General features: G+C 44.3%; 30 protein-coding genes and 4 tRNA genes. 20 read left to right on the forward strand and 14 right to left on the reverse strand.

What is annotated here, in order from left to right; genetic code table 11:
* Positions 1-203: 203 nt before the first annotated feature.
* Positions 204-599, forward strand: a complete 396-nt coding sequence (locus tag PHE24_00370; protein ID MDD4901580.1) for a hypothetical protein — start codon at positions 204-206, stop codon at positions 597-599.
* A gap of 189 nt (positions 600-788) precedes the next feature.
* On the opposite strand, the gene PHE24_00375 is transcribed toward PHE24_00370, so the two are convergent.
* From PHE24_00375 to PHE24_00385, 3 genes are all read right to left on the reverse strand, one after another.
* Positions 789-1,079, reverse strand: coding sequence for a DUF4325 domain-containing protein (locus tag PHE24_00375; GenBank protein MDD4901581.1), 291 nt, complete (start codon positions 1,077-1,079; stop codon positions 789-791).
* A gap of 14 nt (positions 1,080-1,093) precedes the next feature.
* Positions 1,094-1,822, reverse strand: coding sequence for a MerR family DNA-binding transcriptional regulator (locus tag PHE24_00380; GenBank protein ID MDD4901582.1), 729 nt, complete (start codon positions 1,820-1,822; stop codon positions 1,094-1,096).
* A 224-nt stretch (positions 1,823-2,046) separates the two neighbouring features.
* A complete protein-coding gene (locus PHE24_00385) occupies positions 2,047-4,668 on the reverse strand; it encodes an AAA family ATPase (protein ID MDD4901583.1) in 2,622 nt (873 codons plus the stop codon).
* Positions 4,669-5,024: 356 nt separating this feature from the next.
* Here PHE24_00385 and PHE24_00390 point away from each other — a divergent pair, with 356 nt between their 5' ends.
* From PHE24_00390 to PHE24_00415, 6 genes are all read left to right on the forward strand, one after another.
* Complete coding sequence (locus PHE24_00390; protein MDD4901584.1) at positions 5,025-5,597, forward strand: (d)CMP kinase; 573 nt, start codon at positions 5,025-5,027, stop codon at positions 5,595-5,597.
* Between the two features lie 221 nt (positions 5,598-5,818).
* Positions 5,819-6,244 carry a 50S ribosomal protein L19 gene (rplS, locus tag PHE24_00395; protein ID MDD4901585.1) on the forward strand — a complete coding sequence of 142 codons (426 nt, stop codon included), beginning with the start codon at positions 5,819-5,821 and terminating at the stop codon, positions 6,242-6,244.
* Between the two features lie 45 nt (positions 6,245-6,289).
* The gene (locus PHE24_00400) at positions 6,290-6,943 is read left to right on the forward strand and encodes an LAGLIDADG family homing endonuclease (protein ID MDD4901586.1); all 654 of its coding nucleotides are present in this window, start codon (positions 6,290-6,292) and stop codon (positions 6,941-6,943) included.
* Between the two features lie 15 nt (positions 6,944-6,958).
* Positions 6,959-7,040 (forward strand) — tRNA-Leu (locus PHE24_00405).
* Between the two features lie 127 nt (positions 7,041-7,167).
* A complete protein-coding gene (locus tag PHE24_00410) occupies positions 7,168-7,674 on the forward strand; it encodes a hypothetical protein (GenBank protein MDD4901587.1) in 507 nt (168 codons plus the stop codon).
* Positions 7,675-7,862: 188 nt separating this feature from the next.
* Positions 7,863-7,936: transfer RNA gene (locus PHE24_00415), tRNA-Val, on the forward strand.
* Positions 7,937-8,128: 192 nt separating this feature from the next.
* On the opposite strand, the gene aroA is transcribed toward PHE24_00415, so the two are convergent.
* Positions 8,129-9,427 (reverse strand): 3-phosphoshikimate 1-carboxyvinyltransferase, encoded by a 1,299-nt coding sequence (gene aroA, locus PHE24_00420; GenBank protein MDD4901588.1) that lies wholly within the window; start codon positions 9,425-9,427, stop codon positions 8,129-8,131.
* 218 nt (positions 9,428-9,645) lie between these two features.
* Here aroA and PHE24_00425 point away from each other — a divergent pair, with 218 nt between their 5' ends.
* The 3 genes from PHE24_00425 to tsaE are packed head-to-tail and all read left to right on the forward strand — an operon-like array spanning position 9,646 to position 12,673.
* Positions 9,646-10,539 carry a branched-chain amino acid transaminase gene (locus PHE24_00425; protein MDD4901589.1) on the forward strand — a complete coding sequence of 298 codons (894 nt, stop codon included), beginning with the start codon at positions 9,646-9,648 and terminating at the stop codon, positions 10,537-10,539.
* 6 nt (positions 10,540-10,545) lie between these two features.
* Positions 10,546-12,246 carry a prephenate dehydratase gene (gene pheA, locus PHE24_00430; protein MDD4901590.1) on the forward strand — a complete coding sequence of 567 codons (1,701 nt, stop codon included), beginning with the start codon at positions 10,546-10,548 and terminating at the stop codon, positions 12,244-12,246.
* Between the two features lies 1 nt (position 12,247).
* Positions 12,248-12,673 (forward strand): tRNA (adenosine(37)-N6)-threonylcarbamoyltransferase complex ATPase subunit type 1 TsaE, encoded by a 426-nt coding sequence (gene tsaE, locus PHE24_00435; GenBank protein MDD4901591.1) that lies wholly within the window; start codon positions 12,248-12,250, stop codon positions 12,671-12,673.
* Between the two features lie 38 nt (positions 12,674-12,711).
* Here tsaE and PHE24_00440 read toward each other — a convergent pair whose 3' ends face one another.
* Genes PHE24_00440 through PHE24_00455 form a run of 4 tightly spaced genes read right to left on the reverse strand, consistent with a single transcriptional unit; the run spans position 12,712 to position 14,634 of the window.
* Positions 12,712-13,422, reverse strand: a complete 711-nt coding sequence (locus PHE24_00440) for a serine/threonine-protein kinase (protein ID MDD4901592.1) — start codon at positions 13,420-13,422, stop codon at positions 12,712-12,714.
* 43 nt (positions 13,423-13,465) lie between these two features.
* Entirely contained in the window at positions 13,466-13,696 is a 231-nt protein-coding gene (locus PHE24_00445; GenBank protein MDD4901593.1) for a hypothetical protein, read from the reverse strand.
* Between the two features lies 1 nt (position 13,697).
* The gene (locus tag PHE24_00450) at positions 13,698-14,198 is read right to left on the reverse strand and encodes a signal peptidase II (GenBank protein MDD4901594.1); all 501 of its coding nucleotides are present in this window, start codon (positions 14,196-14,198) and stop codon (positions 13,698-13,700) included.
* A 40-nt stretch (positions 14,199-14,238) separates the two neighbouring features.
* A complete protein-coding gene (locus PHE24_00455; protein ID MDD4901595.1) occupies positions 14,239-14,634 on the reverse strand; it encodes a TraR/DksA C4-type zinc finger protein in 396 nt (131 codons plus the stop codon).
* Between the two features lie 195 nt (positions 14,635-14,829).
* On the opposite strand from PHE24_00455, the gene rpmH reads away from it, so the two are divergent.
* From rpmH to PHE24_00490, 7 genes are all read left to right on the forward strand, one after another.
* The gene (gene rpmH, locus PHE24_00460; protein MDD4901596.1) at positions 14,830-14,970 is read left to right on the forward strand and encodes a 50S ribosomal protein L34; all 141 of its coding nucleotides are present in this window, start codon (positions 14,830-14,832) and stop codon (positions 14,968-14,970) included.
* 50 nt (positions 14,971-15,020) lie between these two features.
* The gene (rnpA, locus tag PHE24_00465) at positions 15,021-15,365 is read left to right on the forward strand and encodes a ribonuclease P protein component (protein MDD4901597.1); all 345 of its coding nucleotides are present in this window, start codon (positions 15,021-15,023) and stop codon (positions 15,363-15,365) included.
* Positions 15,366-15,439: 74 nt separating this feature from the next.
* Complete coding sequence (gene yidD, locus PHE24_00470) at positions 15,440-15,688, forward strand: membrane protein insertion efficiency factor YidD (protein ID MDD4901598.1); 249 nt, start codon at positions 15,440-15,442, stop codon at positions 15,686-15,688.
* 120 nt (positions 15,689-15,808) lie between these two features.
* On the forward strand, positions 15,809-16,567 hold the full coding sequence (locus PHE24_00475) for a YidC/Oxa1 family membrane protein insertase (GenBank protein ID MDD4901599.1): 759 nt from the start codon (positions 15,809-15,811) through the stop codon (positions 16,565-16,567).
* A 327-nt stretch (positions 16,568-16,894) separates the two neighbouring features.
* Positions 16,895-17,488: a hypothetical protein gene (locus PHE24_00480; protein ID MDD4901600.1), complete on the forward strand. Its 594-nt coding sequence runs from the start codon at positions 16,895-16,897 to the stop codon at positions 17,486-17,488.
* Between the two features lie 163 nt (positions 17,489-17,651).
* Positions 17,652-17,722: transfer RNA gene (locus PHE24_00485), tRNA-Cys, on the forward strand.
* Between the two features lie 1,680 nt (positions 17,723-19,402).
* Positions 19,403-19,924, forward strand: a complete 522-nt coding sequence (locus PHE24_00490) for a hypothetical protein (protein MDD4901601.1) — start codon at positions 19,403-19,405, stop codon at positions 19,922-19,924.
* An 88-nt stretch (positions 19,925-20,012) separates the two neighbouring features.
* On the opposite strand, the gene PHE24_00495 is transcribed toward PHE24_00490, so the two are convergent.
* The 6 genes from PHE24_00495 to PHE24_00520 form a co-directional block, all read right to left on the reverse strand.
* The gene (locus PHE24_00495) at positions 20,013-20,459 is read right to left on the reverse strand and encodes a pilin (protein ID MDD4901602.1); all 447 of its coding nucleotides are present in this window, start codon (positions 20,457-20,459) and stop codon (positions 20,013-20,015) included.
* Between the two features lie 29 nt (positions 20,460-20,488).
* Positions 20,489-20,872 (reverse strand): hypothetical protein, encoded by a 384-nt coding sequence (locus PHE24_00500; GenBank protein MDD4901603.1) that lies wholly within the window; start codon positions 20,870-20,872, stop codon positions 20,489-20,491.
* A gap of 3 nt (positions 20,873-20,875) precedes the next feature.
* A complete protein-coding gene (locus PHE24_00505; GenBank protein ID MDD4901604.1) occupies positions 20,876-21,274 on the reverse strand; it encodes a hypothetical protein in 399 nt (132 codons plus the stop codon).
* 33 nt (positions 21,275-21,307) lie between these two features.
* Positions 21,308-21,661 (reverse strand): hypothetical protein, encoded by a 354-nt coding sequence (locus tag PHE24_00510; GenBank protein MDD4901605.1) that lies wholly within the window; start codon positions 21,659-21,661, stop codon positions 21,308-21,310.
* Positions 21,662-21,719: 58 nt separating this feature from the next.
* Positions 21,720-22,112: a pilin gene (locus tag PHE24_00515; GenBank protein ID MDD4901606.1), complete on the reverse strand. Its 393-nt coding sequence runs from the start codon at positions 22,110-22,112 to the stop codon at positions 21,720-21,722.
* Positions 22,113-22,303: 191 nt separating this feature from the next.
* The gene (locus PHE24_00520) at positions 22,304-22,690 is read right to left on the reverse strand and encodes a hypothetical protein (protein MDD4901607.1); all 387 of its coding nucleotides are present in this window, start codon (positions 22,688-22,690) and stop codon (positions 22,304-22,306) included.
* Between the two features lie 306 nt (positions 22,691-22,996).
* On the opposite strand from PHE24_00520, the gene PHE24_00525 reads away from it, so the two are divergent.
* The 3 genes from PHE24_00525 to PHE24_00535 all read left to right on the forward strand — a co-directional run bounded on the left by PHE24_00525 (position 22,997) and on the right by PHE24_00535 (position 24,989).
* Positions 22,997-24,346 carry a M23 family metallopeptidase gene (locus PHE24_00525; GenBank protein MDD4901608.1) on the forward strand — a complete coding sequence of 450 codons (1,350 nt, stop codon included), beginning with the start codon at positions 22,997-22,999 and terminating at the stop codon, positions 24,344-24,346.
* A 122-nt stretch (positions 24,347-24,468) separates the two neighbouring features.
* A complete protein-coding gene (locus PHE24_00530) occupies positions 24,469-24,720 on the forward strand; it encodes a hypothetical protein (GenBank protein ID MDD4901609.1) in 252 nt (83 codons plus the stop codon).
* Positions 24,721-24,917: 197 nt separating this feature from the next.
* Positions 24,918-24,989, forward strand: a tRNA-Ala gene (locus PHE24_00535).
* Positions 24,990-25,050 lie beyond the last annotated feature (61 nt).

The following is a 25,050-nucleotide window of genomic DNA, read 5'->3' on the forward strand; positions in this document are numbered from 1 at the left end:
ACGGCAAGACTAAACAAACATTATTTATAGTTTGTCGTTCAAGAGTATTAATTATGTATTATTGGTTGGACGATTGACAAAAGATTAATTACGGCGTTAAGATAAAGCTGCCGACATGGTGTTGGCAATTGAACATTTTCAGAGTCGGATGACTCAAAGAACGGAGGTTCAGAATGTTTAGGGAATCGGTAGAGGCTAGACGTTTGCGTAGAATTTTGACGGATTTTCCCTGGCTTTGGGCGATCAAAGACAGCTGGGTCGCCTCTCTGCATCGGGTCAAAGTGGTTCGTGATCCGGCCAAAATTGAGACGGCACTATGCCATTGTCTCCAGGAGAAGTACTTGCTTTGGCTGCACTACATTAGTCATTCCTTCATCGGACCCGTCGGATGCCCGGCTTTTGTCGAGGGGGCGGTTACGGGCTTGGTTGAAATCAGACCGGAAGAAACCATAGCTTGTGCCATAAAACGAAACCGGAAGGAATATCAGGAAGATTGCAGCCGTGTAATTGCGATGGCCATAGTTCATGAGCACGAAATCACGATTTATATTTCCAAAAATTGGAAAGATGCTATTGAATCAGTCTGTCCCTTTTCTTGATTACACAGTATTTTAGCCGCATGGTTCGCCCAGCGGCTATTTATTTTGGTTCCGCCGCGGGATCAGTTCGGATTGCGGCGGCGGGGCAAAAACAAAACGGCCGCAGTCTGCTTCCGCCGGCCGGCGGAGCGAGACCGTGATTGCACTAAAATGCCGCGGCCCAAGGCGGGGTCGCGGCGCAAGCAGAGCTTATTTTCTAAGAAATTTGAGGCTATTGGCCGATTCCAAAATTTCCAGGGTGATATTAACTGACGGATTGCTTGTCGCGTTTAAAAACATTTTTCCCGGGAACATTTTATCAAGCTGGGTCAAGAATTCATCGCCCCAGGACGGCGAAAAAATATCAACGCCGTCAAAATCAACTTCGATTATTTCGTTCTTCGGCAAAGTTTTTAAATTAGGCAGAAAGGCCGCGAAAGCTTCTTTGCCCAATTGCCGGGAGGTCAGGATGTTGCCGAATTTTTTTAATTCAATTTTCATATATTTGAGGCAATTTAAAATTTTATCAAAACCAAGCATCCCTGGTTTTTTTTGATAGCCCTTTTTATTTTCAAGTCCGAACTATAACCGGCTATGGCCAGCTCCGCCTCCCCGCTTTGAAAAAATAAATCGATCGGCGTCTGCTCCACTATTTTTCGCACGAATTTCAAGCCATTGCCGCGGCTTTCCGGCGATCTTCCGGAAATAATTCTGGTAAAAGCCGCCTCCAGCGCCTCTTCATCCGTATTTAATTCCGGGGCGGCTCTTTTCAAAGTTTTCAGGACGCCCTGTCCGCGATCGGCCAATATAATTTCCCTTTTCGCGGTGTTGAAGCAGAAAAATAATCCGGGGATGTCCGGCCAGTTGCCGATATTGTGGTCGAAAGAATTGTTGCCTATTTCGCCGGCCATCGCCACCAACAGGGAAAAAATCGGCTTGTCGCCGAATGTTTTTATCAGTTCATTCCTCATTTTAGACAAGCGCGCCTGAAACACCGAACTATTTTGGCAATAAATAAAATTAGGCGGGTTTTTCGGCTTCTTGTTTCGGGACCATTTTTTGGCAAAAATAAAAGCATTGGTTTTTATAAATTCTTCAACCTGGGTTAAAGAGTAAAAACGGTATTTATTGGCCGGGTCGACCGTGGGGATTAATTTTCCGTTTTCAGCCCATTTTCTAAGAGTTAGAGCTGAAACCCCCAAAATTTCCGCCGCCTCGCCGATTTTCAAATTATTGGTAGTCATATAGTTTATAATATCATATAAATAAACTATAGTCAATAGACATGTGAAACATTAATAGTTTTTTGTAAGTATTTTATTTAAAATTAGCCAATTTATATTTTTAACATTAATACTTTTTTTTACAATCATTACTGCAAAAATTTAAACTAAAACGGCCACGGTCTGCTTCCGCCGGCCGGCGGAGCGAAACCATGGCCGTATTAAACAATTTAACAGCATAACATTTATTTTTTTATGTAATCTTCCAGCTTGATGCTCAGTAATTTTGAGACGCCGTTTTCCTGCATGGTCACGCCGTAGAGGACGTTGGCGCGATGCATCGGGGCGCGGTTATGGGTAATGACGATGAATTGGGTTTTAGCAGAGAGATCTTCCAAAATTTTCGCCAGGCGTTCGGAATTTGATTCGTCGAGCGCGGCATCAACTTCGTCTAAGAAAACAAAAGGCGAAGGGTTGGCGGAAATAATCGCGCAGATCAAAGCGATTGCGGTCAAGGCTTTTTCGCCGCCGGAGAGCATATTGATCGTATTGATCTTTTTTCCTGGCGGGCAAGCCTGGATTTCGATGCCGGCCAAACCAGTCGCGTTATACTTGGAAAGCCGCTTGATCTTTTCCTGCAATTCTTTCTGCTCGTCTTTTTCCTGTTCGGGCGCGCCATCAGCTGCCGCGACTTCTTCCTCGTCTTCCAGTTTGATTATTTTGGCTGAGCCGCCGTTGAATAAAATTTTGAAATACTCTTCAAACTTATGGCAGATTTCTTTAAATTCATGGTCGAATCTTTCTTTTATTTTTCCATCCAATTCGCGGATTACGCCTTCAAGCGTGCCGATGGCTGATTCCAGATCATTAACTTGCTCTTTGAGAAAATCGAATTTTGTTTTGGTTTCGGTATATTCTTTTTCCACTTCCGGATCAATGCCGCCGATCAGGCTTAATTGGTTTTCCAATTGGCGGATTTTTATTTCGGCCTCCAAGGTGTTTACTTCTTCGGCAGCGCGATTTTCTTTGATGTCCTTAAGATTATCAAGGCTTTTGCGGATCTCGGTTTCCAAGTCTTCCAGTCGGGTTTCGTATTTGGCTGAATCGATTTTTATCACATTAAGTTCGTTGGATAATCGGTTGATTTCCTGCTGTAAATTCTGCCCTTCGCGCTGGAGGCGGAAAAGTTTGGCATGCTTTTCTTCTCTTTCGCGGTTGAAAGTATTAAGTTTTTCTTTTATTTCCCCGACCCGATTATCAATCTCTTTAAGCTCAATTTCCAATTTGGCTTTTTTATCTTTGATTTCTTCATCGCCCTTTTTTTCGCCGCTGGATTTGATCTTTTCCGAAGTGGATTCAAGCTCGTTTTTCTGCCGGTGTAAATTATCATTCAATAAATTTATTTTTTCCGCCAAAGTCTTGGCGGCTAATTCCGGCTCGATCGCTCGGCCGATCAATTCTTCCTTTTCGCGGGCCAATTTTAATAATTCTTCCTGAATGGCATGCTGTTTGGCATAAAACGCTTCATTGTCGTCGCCGGCAGAGCTTAAATTTATCACTTCCGAAATAAGCGATTTTAATTTGCCCAGCGTTTCTTTGATCTTGCCGATCTCGTTCTCTTCTTCCAGTTTTTCCAACTCGATTTTTATTTCGCCCAAAAGAGAATTGATTTTTTTCTCATCGCGGGCAATCCCCTTTCCGCCGGCCGATAATTCGCGCAGAGTTTTGTTTAATTCTTCGATCTTGCCATTAAGAGAGTTTTTTTCTTCGTTAAAATTCTTGACCAGATTATTTTTATTTTCCAATTCATTTTTCAGATCCCCGAGCGCGGCTTCATTGCGATCAACTTCTTGTTTTAATTCGCTCTCTTTATTGACAAGCCAAGACAGGTCGAAATTTCCCGAAGCTTCCAATTGCAGAGTCAATTGCGCGTCAACGGCGGCGATTTTCTGCAAGATTTCTTCGCGTTGTTTTTGTATTTCCGCGGCCTGAGCGGATAATTTGTCATATTCTTCAGTCTCGCGGCTTTCTTCCATTTTAGCCAATTCAGCATTAAGGCCGGCCAATTCCGAGGTTTTGGCGCGCAAAATTTCTTCCAGCGAAAGATACTTATTATTGTATTCGGAAAATTTATCGTTCAAATTGTGCCAGACGAATTTGAAATAGGAAGTGCGGATATTTTTCAGTTCAGTTTCAATCTCGCCCCGGGCATGGAGTTTGTTCACTTGCCGGGTCAAGCTTCTTAAGCGCGGTTCGATTTCTGACAAAAGCATATTGGCTTGGCCGGAATTTTCATAACTGGCGATCAATTTTGATAAAGATTGTTCGCGCTTGATCTGGAATTGGCGCACGCCGGTCGCTTCATCGAAAAATTCTTTGCGCTCGCTGGCGGTCGTGGCCAAAAATGATTCGACCATCCCCTGGCCGATCACGCTATAAGTTTTTTGGCCCACGCTTGATTTAGCCAAAAGGATCTGAATATCGGCCAATCGAACCTTGGCTTCATTTAATAAATAATCGCTTTCGCCGTTGCGGTATATTCGGCGGGTTATCACTAATTGTGAAAAATCAATCGGCGCTTGGCCATCTTCATTATTTAAATATAAAGAGACTTCAGCCATGCCTAATTGTCCTTTGGAAGAAGAGCCGGAAAAGATCACGTCCTCGGAGGTTTTGGCGCGCAAGGTTTTCATGCTTTGCTCGCCCAAAACCCAGCGCACCGCGTCAGCGACGTTGGATTTGCCCGAGCCGTTCGGCCCGACAATGACGGTGATGCCCTTTTTGTCTTTGCTGCCAGCCGGAAAAACCAGCGTGTTTTTGCTGGCAAAAGACTTAAAACCCTGAATATCCAACTTTTCCAAAAACATATCGTAAAATGTTTAGATGTTTAGTTTATTATTATACCGCAAAGTAGCACATTTACAAAAATCCAAAGATCAAAATCCAAAATCCAAAATAAATTCAAGACACAAAATTCTAAAAAAATTATAACACACCCCGCCTAGAACCCACCCCGGCTGCGCGGCGCAGCCACCCCTCCCAAGAGGGGAAGCTCGGCACCCTTCTTGATAGAGGGGACTGGGATCTTGCGGAAGTATTTATTTCGTTGCGAAGTCCCCTCTTGAGAGGGGTGGCAGGCCGCCTCGGCCTAACGGGGTGTGTTATAGTTAATAGCACACAAAATATTGAGTTTATTTTTTCCCGGTGATAATATTAATTTTATATGATTATTTCTATCTCCGGCGCGGAAGGGTCGGGAAAATCAACTATCGCGAAGATGCTGGCGGCCAAATTGGGCTGGCCGCGTTATTATATTGGCGGAATTCGCCGCGAAAAAGCCAAAAAGCGCGGGCTGACCTTGGCTGAATATAATAAGCTGGGTGAGACTGACCCGTCAACTGATCTGGAAGTTGATGAGTATCAAAAAAAACTCGGTGAAACGAGCGATAATTTTATTATGGAAGGTCGGACGTCGTGGCATTTTATCCCCCAATCTTTTAAAATTTATTTGGATGTTTCTTTTGCCGAAGGCGCGAAAAGGATTTTCGGCGCGTTGCAAAAAAGCGGCGAGCGCAACGAAGGAAAAAATTTAAAAACTTACGATGACGTGCTGGCCAGCATCAGATCCCGCCGCGAGAGCGACAAATTGCGCTATGCTAAATATTTTGGCATCGACGTCTTTGATTTGAAGAATTATGATTTTGTTTTGGACACGACGAATTTGAATATTGACCAGGTTTTTAAAGAGGTTTTGGGGGCGATTGAAAATAAGTTGAAAAACGAAAAAAATGTTTAATTTTAGCTAATTATACATTATACTTTATACGTAATACAAAAACATTGACATTCCGCAATTTTTGTTCTAATATTGAAAAAGATTTGAATTAAAGGGATTATTTCAAATAGAATCACTGAATTCTATTTTTTATATCTCAAATAATTTATCCCGAGGCAGGCTCGGGATGCCGACTTCACGTCGGCATAATTCATAATTTATAATTTGTAATTGATAATAATATGGCTGAAGAAAAAAATACCTCCACCTCCGCTGAAGCTACGGTGGACAAGACTGCCGAGGCTGAAGTTAAGCCGGTGGCGGACACGAAAGACACCAAGGGCAAGGCGGCTAAGCCGGAAGAATTAAAATCAGGGATGACTGTCCGCGTCTATCAGAAGATCCGGGAAACAAATGCCAAGGGCGAAGAAAAAGAGCGCTTGCAGTTTTTTGACGGCATGATCATCGCTAAGAAGCATGGCAATCAGGCCGGCGCTTCGATCACGGTCCGCAAGATTTCCGAAGGCGTGGGCGTGGAAAAGATTTTTCCCCTGCATGCTCCGACCGTTGACCGCATCGTCATCAAGAAACAGGCGAAAGTCCGGAAATCCAAACTGTATTATCTGCGCGGCGAGTATAAGAAACGTTTGAAAGAAAAAGCTTATTAGGATAAAATGACTGTGTGATTTACACGGTCATTTTTGAATAAGACCATGAGCCGTCCAAGGAGGGATAAAATCAAATGGTCGCCGGATTTGGCGTACGTTGTCGGGCTGATAACCAGCGACGGCTGCCTTTCTAAAGATGGGAGGCACATAGAGTTTACCTCAAATGATATTGATTTGATTCTTACATTTAAGAGTATCTTGGGGCTTAAGGTAAAAATTGGACATAAAACATCCGGCTATACTGGTAAAAAATATCCGCGTTTGCAATTTGGCGACATTGTTTTGTATAATTGGCTTAAATCGATCGGTTTGATGCCGAAAAAATCGAAGATAATTGGTGATTTAAAAATTCCTAGAAAATATTTTTTTGATTTTTTAAGGGGATTATTCGATGGTGACGGCTGTTTTTATTCTTACTGGGATAAGCGTTGGAAAAGTAGTTTTATGTTTTATGTTGATTTTTGTTCTGCCAGTAAAAAGTTTTTGAAATGGTTGCGTAAATCATTATCTGCCCATTTAGAGATAAGAGGAAATTTAAAGATAGGTACTAATGTTTGGAATTTAAGATTTGCTAAAGAGGAAGGATTAAAAATTATTAAAAAAATGTATTATTTGTCAGACGTTAAGTGCTTGGCGAGAAAGAAAAATAAAATTATCAGGGCGTTTAAAGAAGGGGAAGAAAAGTTTGTTTTAAGGTAAAATTAGTTAAAAATTGGGGATGTGGTGAAACTGGTACACACGTACGCTTGAGGTGCGTATGCCGCAAGGCTTGGAGGTTCAAGTCCTCTCATCCCCACCTGCGCTCGCCGTAGCCTTGGCGAAGGCGAGCTTCGCCATCGGCCACGTCGAGCTTCGGTGGGCAAGGCCCACCAAGACTATTGAAGACAGAATTCATCTGCCGAAGCAGACTGAAATTTAAATTTATGATTTGGCTCTATATAATTGTTTTTATTTTTGCGCTGACTTTTCTTTACGCTTCCTGGCGGGCGGCGCCTTGGCTGCCGATGTATCGGCGGGATGTGCAGCGGGCAATCGATTTGGCCAAACTTAAAGCCGGCGAGAAATTTTATGATTTGGGCGCGGGCGACGGCCGGACGCTTTTTGCCGCCGCGGCCGCCGGAGCCGTGTCCGAAGGTTTTGAAATATCATTACTCCCCTATCTGATCACCAAGGTAAAAATTTTATTTTCTCAGGATAAGAATAAGCCGAAAATTTATTTCCGCGATTTTTGGAAAATTAATTTGGGCGAGGCCGATGTGATCTTTGTTTTTCTGATGCCGCGGATTATGGAAAAGCTGAAAGAAAAAATGGAGAAGGAACTAAAGCCGGGCGCCCGAATAATTTGTTACACTTGGCCGATGCCGGGCTGGACGCCGACAATAACAGATGACATTCCCGGCCGCCCAAAGATTTATATTTATAACAGATAACGATTTTTAGCTTCATAAATCGCCAATCGAATTGGGGTAATTAGCTCATCCGCCAGTTGGCGGAGGTTATCCGCGACGTCGCCGTAGGCGCGCGCGGACCCGCTCACAGCCCAAAGGGCTGATGTAGCGGGGAGCGCCCGGTTTATTCACCCCGCCCCATTTGCCTAATTATCATAATCTAAAAAAGAGGATCTATAGCTCAGTTGGTTAGAGCGCCTCGTTTACACCGAGGAGGTCGTAGGTTCGAATCCTACTGGGTCCACGAAAAAAAACAAATGGGGCGGGGCAAGTCCGGAAGGTCGTAGGTTCAAGTCCTACATTACCCACCGAAATAATTTTTTGAAATTTTTTAAAAAATCGCCCGGTATTTTGTCCGGGTGATTTTTTTTATGTTTAATTATTTTTGCGAATTTTGCCGACGCTTTTTAAATCGATTAAAATTAGATGGCTCATGCTAATATTTTTTTATTGCCGCCCCCAAACTGTTCATTGTCTCGACAAAGGCGGGAAATGTTTTTTTGATCGCTTCGGCCGTGGTGATCGTTGTTTCGCCGGCGGCTAAGAGGCCGGCCAAAGCCAGAGCCATGACCGTGCGATGGTCGTCACAACCATTAACCTCTGTTCCGGCAAGCGAACTTTGTTTGATGGCCAATCCGTCGTCGATCTCTTCGATGTCAGCTCCCATTTTCCGCAAACCATTTTTCATACTGGCGATCCGGTCGGTTTCTTTGCTGCGAACTTTGGCATTTATCAGACGAGTCATTCCTTTTGCATAAGTACCGATAACGGCTAAAGTTGGCAATAAATCGGGGATATCGGCGCAATCGATCGTGAAACCGGCCAATGGTCGTCCGCCGTTGATGACAAGCTGATTGTCTTGCCAAAAAATATCCGCTCCCATTTTAGTTAAAATTGGAATCAGCTGTTTATCGCCCTGGACATCGTTCGCTTCAAGGCCTTTGATGATCGTCCGCCCCGGGAAAAGAGCGCCGGCGGCGATCAGATAGGAAGCGGAAGAAAAATCTCCGGGCACGGCTGCCGCAAAGGCGCGATATTTTTGCCGGCCGGGCAAATCAATGATGTCAATGTTTTTTTCTTGGCGCCAGCCATATTTGATTCCCAATTTGTCCAGCCAGCAGGCGGTCAGTTTTGCATAAGGGCGTTCCCGCAAATTATTTATTGTCAAAATGGAATCTTCGCGAGCCAAGGGCAGGGCGATCATCAAGCCGGATAAAGTTTGGGAAATTTCGCCGTCGATTTCCGCCTTGCCGCCGATCAATTCGCCCGAAACTTTCAGAGGAAAATTTTCTCCGTTTTGGCCGCTGATCGCCATCCCTAATTTTCTTGCGGCGGCGATCATTGCCGTAATCGGCCGGCGGCGCATTTGTTCCCCGCAATCAAAAGTTATCTCTTTCGAACAGTCGGTTCGCAAACCCAGTAAGGGCAAAGAAAAATTAGTGGCGATTCCGGAGTTGGAAGTATAAATTAAAGAAGAGACATGCTTAAACGGAACGTTCGCGCCCTTCATTTTAATGAGTGGTTGATTGCCGCCGGTTCGCGAATCAACTTGAGCCCCCAAAGCTTTGGCTACGGCAATCGCCGCCGCTGAATCTTCGGAATCAAGCGCGTTGGTTATGACCGAATCGCCTTCGGCTAAAGCGGCCAAAAGAATGGCCCGCACTGTTTGTGATTTCGAACCGGGGGCGACGACCTCGCCATTGATATTATTAATTGGTCGGACGCGAAGCTTCATAAAATATCCCATAATTGCTTTAATATTATAGCAGAAAAACAAGCTTGTCAAAGGATTTCATTGCCTTTATGATTTTGACGATTGGGTAACGGCGAAGTATAATGGAATTTGCTATCTTTCCCCATTTTGCGGTCAATCCGGCCGAAGCGCCCGGTTTTCCCGGGGCAAACCCGGCAAGCCAGGCAGGAATAGCCGGATGAAAATAATTAAAAAATTTTATGAAAAAAAATTCAGTTTGGTTTGATGGAAAATTCATGCCGCTTAAATCCGTTCGCGTGCCGCTTTTAACGCACGGCTTGCATTATGGCAGCGGGGTTTTTGAAGGAGTCCGTTGCTATCAAACTCCGGCCGGGCCGGCGGTTTTCCGCATCAAAGAGCATATCGATCGGCTATTCAATTCGGCAGCGGCGATCGAGATGAAATTCCCTTATTCGCGCGCGGAAATCGTCCGGGCCGCCAAAGAATTGATCAGGAAAAATAATTTGCAGGAATGCTATATTCGCCCGCTGATTTTTTACGGAGAAAAAATGGGGCTTTCGCCGCTCGGGGCGCCGGTGCATTTCGCCATTGCCGCCTGGCCGTGGGAAAAATATTTGAATCATGACCGGATCAGGGTGCATGTTTCCAAATTCATCCGCCTTCATCCGGATACGGCGGTGATGACCGCCAAGATCACCGGCTATTATTTCAATTCGATCCTGGCCTCGCTGGATGCCCACGCGCACCGGGCCGACGAAGCTGTTTTGCTCGACGCCAACGGTTGCATCGCCGAAGGACCGGGAGAAAATATTTTTTTCGTGAAAGGTAAAACTTTGGTCACGCCGAAACCGGGAATGATTTTGGCGGGCATCACCCGCGATTCGATTATTAAGATTGCCAAAGATTCGGGCCTAAAAGTAGTGGAAAGAAATATCAAGCCGGGTGAACTGGGCAGATTCGACGAAGCTTTTTTGACCGGTACGGCGGCGGAAATTACTAATATCAGCCAGATTGACCGCGTTATTTATTCCCGAAAACCGAAGGTATCCCGGGAATTGGCCAAGGCATTTTCCGAGGCAATCCACGGTAAAATTAAAAAATATCGCCCCTGGCTGGATTTTGTTAATAAATAAAAAGCGATGAAAAAAACTGATAATAAAAAACCGGTGATCGGGATTATCGGCGGCAATGGCCGATTTGGCGGCTGGTTCAAAAGTTTTTTTACGGGTGCCGGCTTGAAAGTTTTGGTGGCCGGCAGAAAAACCGAGTTGACGCCCAAAGAATTGGCAAGCGCTTGCGATATCGTCATTGTTTGCGTGCCGATTCCGGCCACCGCGGCAGTGATCCGGGAAGTCAGAGATGAGGTCAGGCCCGATGCTCTGCTTTGTGATTTTACTTCGCTCAAAGAATTGCCGCTGGCAGAAATGATGAAAACCAAATCAGCCTGCGGCGTGACCGGCATTCATCCCCTCTTCGGCCCGTTAGTGCCGAATATGGAAAAACAGGTGATTGTTTTTTGTTCCGGCCGCGATAACCATTGGACGAAATTTTTGGCAGAACTTTTTAAAGCTAACGGCGCCCAGGTCATCTACAGCCTGCCGGCCGATCACGACCGGCAAATGGCGGTGGCGCAAGCCTTCACCCATTTTATCAATATTGTTTTCGCGCGCACCATCCAAAAACAGAAATTCGAATTGCTCAATACTTTTTCCACGCCGGTTTTCCGCCTGCAGAGCGTCGTGGCCGGGCGTGTTTTGGGCGGCAGTCCCGAGCTTTACGCCGATTTGGAAATGGAAAATCCTTTTTTTGCCGCTCTGGCCGAAGAATTTTTAGGGGAAGCAAAAAAAATCATCAGCCGGTTGAAGGCTAAAGATCGCCAGGGTTTTGCGGCTGATTTTGCCGAAGCGGCCGCGGCTATGGATCGCTTCGTTCCGGTGGCGCAAGCCAAGGCGGTGGAACTTATCTCTTTATTGGACCGCCAGCCGGTGGAATTGAAAAAATTTTCCGGCGCGATCAAATTGGGTAATTTGAAAGGGCGGGTGGCTTATTTGGGGCCGGACGGGACTTTTTCCCATCAGGCGGCGCGCCAGGTTTTTCCCCGGTCGATGGAAGAAATGCCCTGTCCTGCCATTACCGGTATTTTTAGCGCGGTCATTAACGATGAAGCGATTCTCGGAATTGTGCCGGCGGAAAATTCCACCGAAGGGGTGATTCAGGAGACGATGGACAATCTGATCAAGCATCCGCTGCGCATTGTCGGCTCTTATAAACTGCCGGTGCATTTGAATTTTTTGGCCCGCACTGCTGATGTTAAAAAAATAAAAGTGATTAAATCCCACGCCCAGCCGCTGGCCCAATCGAGAAATTGGCTTTATCAGCATTTTCCCGGGGCAAAACTGGAAGTCGAGTCCAGCACGGTGCAGGCGATCCTTTCCAGCATGGATCCGAGCGTGGCTTTTATCGGTTCGCAAGCGGCGGCGGAAAAATATAACCTGCAAGTTTTATTTGAAAATATCGAAGACAAAAAAAACAACATCACCCAGTTTTATATCATTGCCAAGAAAGATTCGCCCGAGCTGGCCAAGAAATTGGGCGCGGATAAAACTTTGTTGCTTTTGGCGGTTTATGATCGGCCCGGAGTCTTGCGCGATATTCTTAATGAATTCGCCCGGCGGAATATCAATCTGACCAAATTGCATTCCAAGGCGACGGAGGCGGAAGGCTGGGATTATTATTTTTTCGTCGAGCTCGCCGGATTGCCGGAAAATAAAAAAATTCAGGAAGCTTTAAAAGCGATAAAAAAATTCTGCTCGATTGTCAGGATTTTAGGTGAAACATAAAATGAAATTTATTACCCGTTCGGAAAAAGAAACGATTGCTTTGGCCAAAAAAATGGCCAAGCGCGCCCGCGGCGGCGAGGTTTACGCCTTGTCCGGCGATTTGGGCGCGGGAAAAACGGTTTTCGCCCGCGGCTTCGCGGCCGGTTTGGGCATCAAGCGCAATATCAATAGTCCGACTTTCGTCTTGATGAAAATTTATCCGGTCAAAAAAAATAAAATTATCAAGCATCTCTGCCATATCGATGCCTATCGTTTAAAATCCGCCCGCGACTTGGTCGCGATCGGCGCCGGCGATTATCTTAACCATCAAGATTCGGTATGTCTGGTCGAGTGGCCGGAGAAGGTCAGAGGAGCGTTAAGGAAGAGAAAAACAATGATTAAAATTACGCACCGCGGAAAAGAAAGAAGAATAATCGAAATAAAATAGACCCTCTGCCTGTCAGAGGGTCTATTTTGCTGAGCCTGTTAAGCAGCTGATTTTTTTTGTTGATGTAGCTCGCTTTGTTTTTTTAAATCCATTTTTTTACTTTTTAAAAAATTGGCAAAAAGGAGTTTGGTGCTCCGGAGATTATTTAAATCGCCCGCAAAGGTCATGTTTTCATTTAACTTTAAATCTTTAATCCATTTTGACTGCCCGAAATCAATAATCCAGTGGTTGCCGTCCTTATCGATCAATATATTTTCCGGTTTGATATCGCGATGATAGATTGTTTCGTTCAATTTTTTCAAATCAGCTTCAAGCTTTTCGAAGAAATCAAAAAAATTAAAAGTGGTCGGGATTTTTTCCAGCGAATCAGATTCCATAATGTCCCGCAGACAAAGGCCATCGATAGTATCCATAAAAGTGTAAATGTTTTTATTCTTTCCCTCGCCATCGATTACCAGTGCCCGCGGCGTCGGAACGTTAACGCCCATATCTTTGGCCACCTCCATAAAATCAAGCTCTTCGATAGGATCATTTTCGTCGCCCGAGTCAGCCTTATTTATTTTGACGCAATAGTTTGAAGAATCGGGCAACGTTAAAACCGAAGCGTAGTTCCCCTCGCCCAATTTTTTTCCCGACTTTTTTATTTTTTCGACGGTTTTTTCAATATGATCTTCATTGAAAATCGCCGTTTCCATTCGGCCGCCTTCTTGCTCGGTTTTATTTTCCGGATTTATGTAAAAAGTTTCCATATTGCTTATCAAAAAAAGGGGAAAAGCCTGGCTATCCCCTTTGTTATTTACCGATCATTTCCCTTTCCGACAAGGGGGTGTTACCGAGAATCTCGTCGCAGCGGACATAAACCGTTCCGCCGGCCAACTCGATTTTTTCTCCGCCATTATCGGTCGCTGAAAGTTCAATCCCGCTGTTACTAGACAGCGTGAGTTTAGCAAGCTCGCCGCTAAAAATCCTTTGCGCGGCTGTTTCCAATTCCTTTTTCATTTGATTTGAGATTTGGATTTTCATTTTATTTTCTCCTATTAGTAAAGATCATCCAGATAATCGAAAACACTATCATTATATCGGCTAAATTAAATACTGTAAAAAACTGCAGAGAAAAATAATCGATGACATAACCGTATAAGATACGATCGGTAAAATTAAGAATAGCACCCAATATTAATATTGTCAAGGGGAAGATGGCGCCAGAAATCGGAGCCAGGGCTGCTGAACGCTGAGCAGATAGTTTAAAAGAAAAAAATAATTTTAACCAATAAATCAATAAAATAAAAATTATTATGCCGATTATTGCCGTTAAAATCGGGCCGGAAAAAGGGATGGAGAAAGCGATGTAATAATTTTTGACGAAATTCAAAGTGAAGATATCGCCGAAGATCGGGATTGGCCGGTCAAAGAAGCCATTAAGACAAAGGGCTTTCAAAAACCGGTCGGCCAAAACAAAAAAGACGGCCAAAATGATAAATGCAACCGTCTTCTTTGATAAAATATTTGTAGATTTGGATAACATTTGTAGATTTGGATTATAAACCAAAGCGATCCAAAATCGTTTAACCATTCTGCAGTTTGGTTTTGCAATCGATGCAAGTTCCGGCGGTCGGCCGGGCGAGCAAGCGTTTGGGATTGATCGGCTGGCCGCAATATTTGCAAACTCCATAAGTTCCTTTGGCGATCCTGGCCAAGGCCGAGTCAATATCGCGCAGCGTGTGTTCGAGCATATCTTCTTCGGCCAAATTGGTGGTATATTCCGCGATCTCCTGGGCGTTCTCATCGGGCTTGTCGCCGTATTCGGGGAAAGCCGGCTTGTATTCATCATCGCCCGAATCATTTTCCTTTTTGGCGATCTCGCCTAAATCAGCCAGAATTTTCTTTTTCCGCTCTTCCAAATCTTTTTTTATTTTATCCAGGGTTTTTTGATCGATTGCCCCGGAATTTTTAGGATTCATATAGCTGGTAAAAATTAAAAAAAACAAAGCAGCAAGCTGCGTTTTTTTAGAAATGATTAAATGTCAAATTACAGTATATACCGAAAACGGCCTTTTGACAAGCCAGCTTGAATTTTGATCATTCGAGCCGTTGACTTATTGATTTTGCCGTGTTACAGTGAGATTAAATTTAAAAATAACGATTGTTAATGATTTATGTCCACCAAGCGAACGTTTCAGCCTAACGCCAGAAGGGCCAAGAAAAAACACGGTTTTCGCAAGAGAATGAGAACTAAAAATGGCCGCAATGTCCTCAAAAGACGCCGCGCCAAAGGCCGCAAGAGATTATCTAAATAATTAGAATACTACGGCTCGAGGCCGTAGTATTTGATTTGCCTTGATTTGCGATGATAAAAAAAGCTAATCGCCTAACTCGCAAAAAGGATTTTGACGCTGTTTGGCAAAAAGGACGGTCGAGTTTTGATAAGATTTTCGGAGTCAAGGTTTTAAGCTCCGGACTGCAGGCAAACAGATTCGGCATTATGGCTGGCTTAAAATTCAGCAAGAAAGCCGTGGAGCGGAATAAGATCAAACGCAGGATCAGGGAAATAATCGGCGCTGAAGAAAATAATTTTAAAAAAGGTTTTGATATTGCCATTACTGCGATGCCGGCGGCCCGGCAGAAGAAATTTTCCGAATTGCAAGAATCACTACTGAAAAATTTTAAAAGATTGGGAATTACGAATAATTAGAGCATAGAACAAAGAGCAAAGAACATAAAATTCAAGCCGCTCTCTGCTCTTTGTTCTTTGCTTTATATATTTCTATGCCGATAGATAAATTTTTTTCATTTATCGCCATTAAGATCATCAGATTTTATCAGCACACCCTTTCCTTCGATCATGGTCCTCTGAAGGTTCTTGCTCCTTATGGACGTTGCCGTTTCCAGCCGACCTGCTCCGAATATGCGATCAACGCCATTGAAAAATACGGCCTGATCAAAGGCGGGCTAAAGGCCTGTTGGCGCATTTTGCGCTGTAATCCCTGGAATAAAGGCGGATTTGACCCGGCCTGAATCATAGAGCATAGAACATGGACCATGGAGCAAATTTAATTTCCACGTGTTCTTTGCTCTATGATCTTTGTTCTTTTAGCTTCGATGTTTAGACAATTATTTTATTTTTACCCCTTTTTTATGACGCACTTGTTTACAATAATCTTCTATCAGCCGATATTAAACCTTTTGGTTTGGCTTTATAATATCATTCCCGGGCATGATATCGGCATTGCCATCATCCTTTTAACCATAATTATCAGGGTGATCTTGTTGCCCTTATCGAAGCAATCGATCATGTCGCAAAAAGCTTTGCAGGATCTGCAGCCCAAGATCGAGGAGATTAAGAAGCAATTCCCCGGCAAAGAGGAACAAGGCAAGGCAATGATCAAGCTTTATCAGGAAAACAAGATCAATCCGCTCTCTTCCTGCCTGCCGCTCTTGATTCAGCTGCCGTTTCTTTTTGCCGTGTATCAGGTATTTATCGATGGCCTGAAGAGCAGTTCGCTAAACTTGGTTTATCCCTTCATTAGCCGGCCGGAAAGCATTAGTGTTATTTCTTTTAACTTTCTTGATTTATCCAAACCAAATTGGGTTTTGGCAATATTGGCCGGAGCAGCCCAGTTTTGGCAGGCCAAGATGATGATCACCAAAAAGCCGCCGGCCGCAGTGCAAGGCAGCAAGGGGGCGCTGGATGAGGGCATGGCCGCGATGATGAATAAGCAAATGCTTTATTTTATGCCGATCTTTACGGTTTTCATCGGTCTTAGCTTGCCGGGCGGCCTTACTCTTTATTGGTTTGTCGTTACTCTATTAACCGTATTGCAGCAGCTATTTATCTTTAACCGCATTCTCAACCGAGATAAAAAAGAAGTGATTACCATTGAACCGGTAAAATAATAAAAAATAAAGACGAGGCTGCAAGGCCTCGTTTTTTTATTTGAAAAAAATATTGGTAATCGGCTTCCGGGGCTTGATTTTTCAAAGTAAGTATGCTAAAAAGACATGATGGATTGTAGCCTGTACTATTGACAAAATTGATAAAGTATGATATGCTGAGACGATATTCGGTAACGATATCTCCTATCAATGATGATAGGATTTTTTGTTTCCAGGATGATTTGCCCTGTTTTGCGCGGAAATAGCCAATTTAATTGATTTAAATATGATTAAATGCTTGTCTGCCTTGGCAGGACAAAGGCGAATGACTGGTAGCATACAAAATATATGAATAATTTTAAACAATATGTAAAATTAGCTCAAAATAAGCTGATCGAAAGATTGCTTGTTTTGATTTCTTTGCTTACTTTAGCTAATTTAATATTTTTTCCAATCCCAACCCTGGCTGAGACGGAAAATTCGAGCATTAATTCAGGTATTATTACCGCGAATTTTCAATTAGTGCCGGAAAATAAGGGCTATAATTTGATTCAAATTCTTAATCCTGAGGTTATGTTCGATGGCAGCGCTCACCCCCAAAACGGCCATTTGCCCCAAAATAAAGGGCTGGAAGCCAAGTATTCAGTTACCGCGGTGCTTACCGCCTATAATTCCGAAATTGGCCAGACCGATAATACCCCCTGTATCACGGCTAGCGGCTTTGATCTCTGCAAGCACGGCCAGGAAGACATTGTCGCAATTAATGGCGTTAAAATGGGAACCAAGGTCAGATTTCCTGATCTTTTCGGCGACCGAGTGTTTGTGGTCAGGGACAGGATGAACTCTCGGTATGATTCCAGCCGCGTTGATGTTTGGATGTTGAGCCGCGCTGATGCTAAAAATTTTGGGGTTAGAGTCGCGAAAATGGAATTTCTCGAATAAATAGTTATATTGAAAATTGTCATAACAAAAGCAAGGGCAATCCCCTTGTTTTTGTTTTAACTGTTTGATATATTAAAACAAGTTGAGGGGAAATATAATTTTTATATAATTGATGTTTAGAGAAATAAGATTTGCCAAATTTCCATTTTCCAATTTTGTATATGGTCTGGTCGCCAAGTGGTAAGGCATGGGTCTGCAAAACCCTTATCGTGAGTTCGATTCTCACCCAGACCTCGTTTCTTTTGGCAGGTGGTGGTGCCTCTGCCATTTTTTTGTGAGTTCCCGCCCAGAGGGCGGTCCGCCTTTGGCGGAGATTCTCACCCAGACCTCGTTTCTTTTGGCAGGTGGTGGCGCCTCTGCCATTTTTTTGTGAGTTCTCCGCGACGTCGCCGTAGGCGCGCGCGGATCCGCTCACGGCCAGAGGCCGATGTAGCGGAGATTCTCACCCAGACCTCGTTTCTTTTGGCAGGTGGTGGCGCCTCTGCCATTTTTTTGTGAGTTCTCCGCGACGTCGCCTGATGGCGCGCGCGGATCCGCTCACGGCCAGAGGCCGATGTAGCGGAGATTCTGCCGACCTGAAGTCGGCATCCCGAGCTTGCCTCGGGATCACTCAGACCTCAATCCAAACCATTAGCGCGGACTCCGAAATAAAAGGACATGAAGCTCTCGCCATTAACCCTTGAGAAGGTAATAAGTATCCTGACAAACAGGTCATCAATTAGGTGAAGTAAAAGTCCACGCTAGCGTGGACTTTTGAGTTAGATTAATCAGTAATTCCGTAAACGATATGTACACTTTAACGTGGACTTAAGTTGTGGAAAACTGTGGATAACCTGTGTTTTGAGTGGATAACTTAAGGACTTTAGTCCACAGTAGCGTGGACTTAAACGGTGCATAAGTAGATTATTGTATACAAATTTTATACAGCTTTTTTGCTAATTTTAGAGCATAAAATCATTTCAATTTCATGTTTTTGCCCTATTGTTGACGTGCTTTTTTAGATATGGTATTATATTAATAGATGATTATATAGTTCTTTTATCAAGTACATGGTTCTTTATTTGATCTTTGAAAACCGAGTCAAGAGAAATTTCCCTTAATAAAAAATTAGGAGCAATTTCTTTGCTTTCCATTCGTCTTCACATTGCCGATATCGACGCGGCGCTTAAAACAAAAATAAAAAAATAGCAGGATGCGATGTACTCAAGTTTATTCGCGTTCTACAAAGGCAGATGGAAAGCCGCTTTCTCCAAGTCGATAGAGAAAGTATCCAACCTTGAAAAATAAATTGGAATAAGGTAGAGTAAAAAACAATTTATATTTTAAGGTCGGGGCTCAGTTCTAGGCCTATAAATTATTTTTTATAAAAAAATAGGGGCCCGTCTGGGCCCCTCTTTTTTTTCCACAAATGCTACCTGCCTGCCGGCAGGCAAAATGAGACATCCGAATATACGGAGAATTTTTTTAAATGCAAAAAAATTCAGATAATGCGAACCATTTTTTATTACAAATGCCACAAAAAGAGATATCAGAGTTTGCTACGAATTTGAATAATGAGAATTTTTTTACAGATGTTATCTGTTTACTAACTGATGGATGGACCCGGTATCGTCAGAATCTCTCGCCTCGAGGATTCTGACACTAGTTGGTAAGTCGCGGCATAATCCGCTTGGCGAGATTTTGGCGAAGCTAATTTATGAAAAGCGCGTGTTAAGGTGCTGGTAAGGATTGATTGCCGCTGGTAGGCTAATTAAGCGGTTTTGTTGGCGCCAGGGATTGATTGGAACGTCCTAATATTAGGTTTTTTCGGGTTAATTCAATATTATACGGTTGACAATTGGCAATATTTATGCTACGATTAGATGACTATTATTGTAAATAGTTTGTACATAACCCAATTTCAAAGGAGATCGCATGAACTCGATCGCAAGGTTTGTATTGCTGGCCGCGGTATTGGCGGTTGCGTATGGCTGCGCTTCATATTCCGCCTGTGAGTATCGCCGTAACGTAAAAAATTCCGGAGCAGAAAGAATCGGATGGCAGCTGGATTCCAACGCAAATTACCTTGACCGTCACTCTGTCGAGCGGCACATCAGCATGTATCGGCTCGGTAAATTGCCGGTTTACGGGGACAGCTCGGGTTATAAGGGATTCATTTTTAATGAATCAATTTCCGATGCGGTCACCTGGGTAATCTATGACCAGGATGGCGTGGAAATGGGGTCGGGCCGTCTTTGCAGCGTTTGGTATAATCGGGAAATGACGGGTGAATACAATGCAAGTTATGTGTCTGATTCATTAGTCATCCCGCCCGGGAAATATCGGGTAGAATTTCAGGACGAGCAAGGATATTGTTATCGTTATCCTTTCCACGTCCCGTCTCCGGTTGACAAACCTCACGGGAAAAACGGGCACTGGCATGTGTTTTTCAAGTGAGTTAAGTCTCTATTGAAGCAATTTTAAAAGGGCCATCAAATTTGATGGCCCTTTTCATATACTTAAGCTGGTTGCTAATTTAATTGATTTAACCGCTGCCGCCAACCGTGTGAATTCCTTGTCCTGCTCCGGTATTTAAAGCATTGAAGACAAAGTAGGTGATGGAATAGGCGGCGATGACGATCACTAAGCCGATGATGGCGCGGGTGATGGTTTGCTTGGCTTTGTCGATCTTTTCTTCATTGCCTTCGGCGGTCATCCATTGGAATCCGGCGTAGATCAATAACGCAATGAAGATTACGCCGAGCAGGCCGAGAACCGCCGTGATTATCGCGCCAGTTATGCCGGCGACACTGGTAACGGAGATTCCCGAGGCCGGTAAAAATGCTTTCATTTGCGGATTGGTAATGGAAAGGGGATTGCTGGCCGGCGCCGGAGTCGCGGCCGGCGGAGTCTGGGCCGCGGCCGGAAAAACAAGAAATAAAATCCCCCAGGCCAAAAGCGAAAAAAGCAAGCAAGATAATTTTTTTCTCATATTATTTGGTTTAATTAATAACCAGTTTTCTAACCCGAGACAGCGAAAGATACGCTTCTGACTAAAGCGTAAATGCCATAAACGCCAACGGTGATTACCAGCCCGATTATCGCGTTCCGCAGAATTTTTTGAGCTTTCTCCACTTTAGCTTCGTCGCCTTCGGCCGTCATCCAGATAATGCCGGCGTAAACGATCAGGGCGATAAAAATTATGCCCAATAGGCTTAAAACCGTGCTGACGACCGCGCCGGCAATCACCGAGATGGTTGTTTGGTTGGTTGATTTATTGTAACCGCCGGCAACGCCCACGTTTTGCAAAGCGTTAAGCGGGGAATCGGCAAAAACAAAATAGGGGAGAATTAAAAATCCGAGCAGGCTTGCTAAAATGAAAATTCTTTTGATTATTTTTTTCATAAATTATTGTTTATTGCCAAAGACGCTTATATTTAAAGCGCTGATCACAAAGAAGCTGATGGCGTAAGCGGCAAGCACCACGACCAAGCCGATGATTGCCGAACGGAGGATGCTTTGCGCTTTTTCTATTTTGGTTTCTTCGCCTTCGGCGGTCATCCAGGTAATTCCGCCATAGATGATGAGCGAGATGAAGATTACGCCCAGCAAACTAAGCAGCGCTTGAATGACTGTTCCGATTATCTGGTAGACGGTGGTTTTGGTATCATAACCGGTCCCCGCGGCCGCGCCCAGGGAGCTGCTTGAAAAAGCATCGCCCAAGCCGGCGGCCTGGACCGGAGAGAGTAAAATAAAAGACAGACAAAAGATTAGCGGAATTATTTTTAACCAGAAAGTCTTTTTCATAAATTTATTCGCCCGTCTCGTGCTCGTGTTTTTTTAACCTTTGGTTAAAGCGCTGATGACGAAGAAACTGATGGCATAAGCGGCTAAAACAATAATCAATCCGATTACGCTTTCAATGATGATGTTTTTGGCTTTTTCGATCCGTTCTTCCTTGCCTTCGGCCGTCATCCACATTATGCCGCCGTAGATAGTTAAGCCTAAAAAGACCACGCCGATCACGGCCAAGATCACGCCGATCACCGTGCCGGCCATGGCGGTGACCCCGGCGGTTCCGGAATTTTCCGGAATGCCGGCATTTTTGGCGGTATCGCTCACGCCGCTATTTTTCAAAAAATCGTAAGCGATGAGTTTGTTATTAAGAGAAATAAGGGTAGAAAAGATAAACATCGCTAATTTTAATGATTATGTTTAAAATTTTTGGCGGCTAAAATCCGGTGGGGAGATTTTATTTGCCGCCGGTCAATTGAGTGCCGATAAAGGTGGTGATGGCATAGGCCGAGAGCACGATGACGAGGCCGATTACCGCGGCGATCAAGATTTCTTTGGCTTTTTCCACTTCTTGTTCGTTGCCTTGGGCCAGCATCCAGCGCAAACCGCCGTAGATAACCAATAAAAAGAAAATGACGCCCAATAAGGAAAGAACGGCGCCGACGACCGTGCCGGTTATTTGCTGCGGGGTTCTGTCGATCAGCGTCCCCTTGGATTCGGTCAGGCCGTAATTTCCGGGCGGCGTCGCTGGCGCCTCGGTCTGGGCGAAAACCGGCAAGGAAAAGAAAGGCAAGACGAAAAATACGAAAATTGCCGATAAGATACCGATTTTTTTGGCGATCACAAACATATTTTTGAAAGCTAATGGTTTTTTACTGCTCTGGACACAAAATCAGAATCACCCCTTTAGAACCACCCCCAGACCCCTTCTTGAAAAGGAGGGGAGATTTTTAAAAGGAGGGGAAATTCTGTCCAAGGCAGTGAGTCTTACTTTAGGAATAAGACCCACTAATTTTCCTAAAACTAGTTTTGGAAAAATTACTAAGTCGTTGGTATGCCTGTCGCCGTAAGCAGACTATTAAGGACAAAGGTGGCGATTCCCCAGGAAGCTAAGATAATGATCAAACCGATGATGCCGGCCATCAAGACTTTCTTGGCATCTTCAATTTGCTCTTCATTGCCGGCCGCCGTCATCCACTTAAAACCGCCGATCAGAATGATAACTACCGCCAAAACACCCAAGAAGCCCAAGGCGATCTGAATTATCAATCCCGCCATTTTTCGCGGGTCATTGGTGCCCAGACCGGTCACGCTGTTGTTGACGTAGTTAGTTCCCAAATCCAGAGCCAAAGCTGGCATGGCCAGAACCGGTACCGCGATGGTCAGAACCATGGCGACGATCATCAGACTTTTTAACATTTTGTTCATAATTCACCTCCCCTCTAAAGACACCCTGAAAGTGCCTTTAATTAGTTTATTAACATACCATAATTTTAGCACAAAGTTTTTTAAAGAACAATTGGCATTTGCCAAAGAATGACGTTGAAAGTTTAGAACAAGGAGCAAAGAACAAAGAACAGTTTGAACAGCGTCTTGTTCCTTGCTCTTTGTTCTATGTTCTTGCCAGGTAAGATTGACTCGGCTCTTCCAAAATGTTAAGATAAATCGTATAAATCGAATAAATTAATCAACAAATCTATCGCGAAAAGAGGTGAAATTTTCAAAAAAATAATCGTGGAAATTCTGCTGGTGATCATGAAGCTGCTGGCCTTGACCAAGACCGTTTTGGCAGCTTTTTTGTCATTTGTCTTTAAGCCGATATTTTTCCTGCTCAATTTCATTTTTTTGAAGCTGTTCGCCAAAATTTATTTGGCTTATTTTTCTTTTGCCAAAAAGATCGGTTGGAGCCGGGTGGGAGGAAATTTCTTTTCCTTTTTATTGAGTCGGAAAACCGCGCATATTTTATTGGCCATTTTAACGGTGATAGTTTGTTTTTCCGGAATCATGAGCCAGCGATCCGATGCCAAATCTCTTTTTGACAACGCCAATAAAACCATTATTTCCGGATTAATCGCCAGCGAATTTAGCAATACCGATGAGGGCGACCTGATTGAAGAAACCGCGAATACGGGCGTGGCCATGCCGGGCAGGGGGACGCAATATTTGGATAATAGCGAAGTGGCGACGAAGCAAATGTCTATCTCCACTTCCACTCCGGCCGAAGAGGAAACCACTTTGGCCGATCTGGGTTCGCAAAATGACGGGATGCTGGTCAAGCCGGAAGTGGCAACGACCGCTAAGAGCAAAAAGACCCGCAAGGCCTCGATTAATTACACGGTTTTGCCCGGCGATACCGTCAGTTCCATCGCCGTTAATTTCGATATCAGCGTCAATACGATCCTTTGGGAAAATAGTTTAAGCGCTACCAGCCTGATCAGGCCGGGCGATGCTTTGGTCATTTTGCCCGCCTCGGGGGTTACTTATAAAGTCGCTAAGGGCGAAACGCTGGGGGCGATCGCCAATAAATTCGGCGTTGATGCCAATGATATTTTAACTGTCAATAATTTGCCCGAAGACAGCAAGCTGTCGCTGGGGCAAAAACTTTTCATTCCGGGAGGAAGACAAATTTATTACGCGCCGGCCCAGTCCAAGGTGGCTTCGGCCTATAATCCGCTGGAGGTGATCAAGGGCTTGTTAAGCCCGAGCAAGGCAGTCACTACGGCCGGCAAGATGCTCTGGCCGACGGTTGGGCACTATATTACCCAATACTTCACTTGGAGGCATAAAGGCGTGGATATTGCCAATAAATCAGGCACGCCGGTTTACGCCGCGGAATCGGGAACCGTAATTGACGCGGGCTGGAGCAAGTCCGGCTATGGCAATAAGATTGACATTGATCATGGCGGGGGCATGTTCACCCGCTATGGCCACGCCTCCAGATTGTTAGTTAAAAAAGGCGATGTGGTGAACAAGGGCGACGTGATCATGCTGATGGGTTCGACCGGCAAGTCAACCGGCCCGCACCTTCACTTTGAAATACACATCAACGGCAAGACTTATAATCCGCTGGATTATTTGAGATAAAAAACATAATCCGAACCCACAAAATATCCGAATACTACGAACATTTTTGCGAATATTTTGTTCGGTTCGCGGAGTTCGTAGTATTCGGATATAATTCGTAGTATTCGGATTATAAATAAATTATGAATATTCTTTTGGGAATAATTATGGCCGTGGTCGGCGCGCTGATCACCATCAAATCCGAGGCCATGCTTAATATGTTCGGCCGCGTCGCTTTTTTTGAAAAATATCTGGGTACCGAAGGCGGCACCAGATTGGGCTACAAGCTTTTGGGGATTTTGGTTTTTTTAATCGGAGTGATGGTGATGACTAACGTGTTCGGGGAATTTATGCTCTGGCTGCTGTCGCCGTTAATTAATGCGGGGAGGGGATAATTAGATAAAATATCAAATATCAAATAACCAATATCAAAAAAATATTTTAATAGATAAATATTCAAAGATCCTTTAACTTGTATATTTATTGGATATTTGATATTAATTATTGGTTATTTACGATTAGTTCGGGCCAGTAGCTCAGTTGGTACCCCGTCATTCGACGGGGCAGGGAGCGCCGTCCCGCACCTTTTTTTGGGGATATAGCTCAGTGGTAGAGCATCGCGTTTGCAACGCGAGGGTCAGGAGTTCGAGTCTCCTTATCTCCACAAAAAGGTGCGGGACAACGCGGAGGCAAGGAGTTCTAACCCCCTCTGGTCCACCAAAAAT

Source organism: Patescibacteria group bacterium (assembly GCA_028707065.1).
In the GTDB taxonomy this organism is placed as follows: domain Bacteria; phylum Patescibacteriota; class Patescibacteriia; order Patescibacteriales; family WJLG01; genus JAQTUZ01.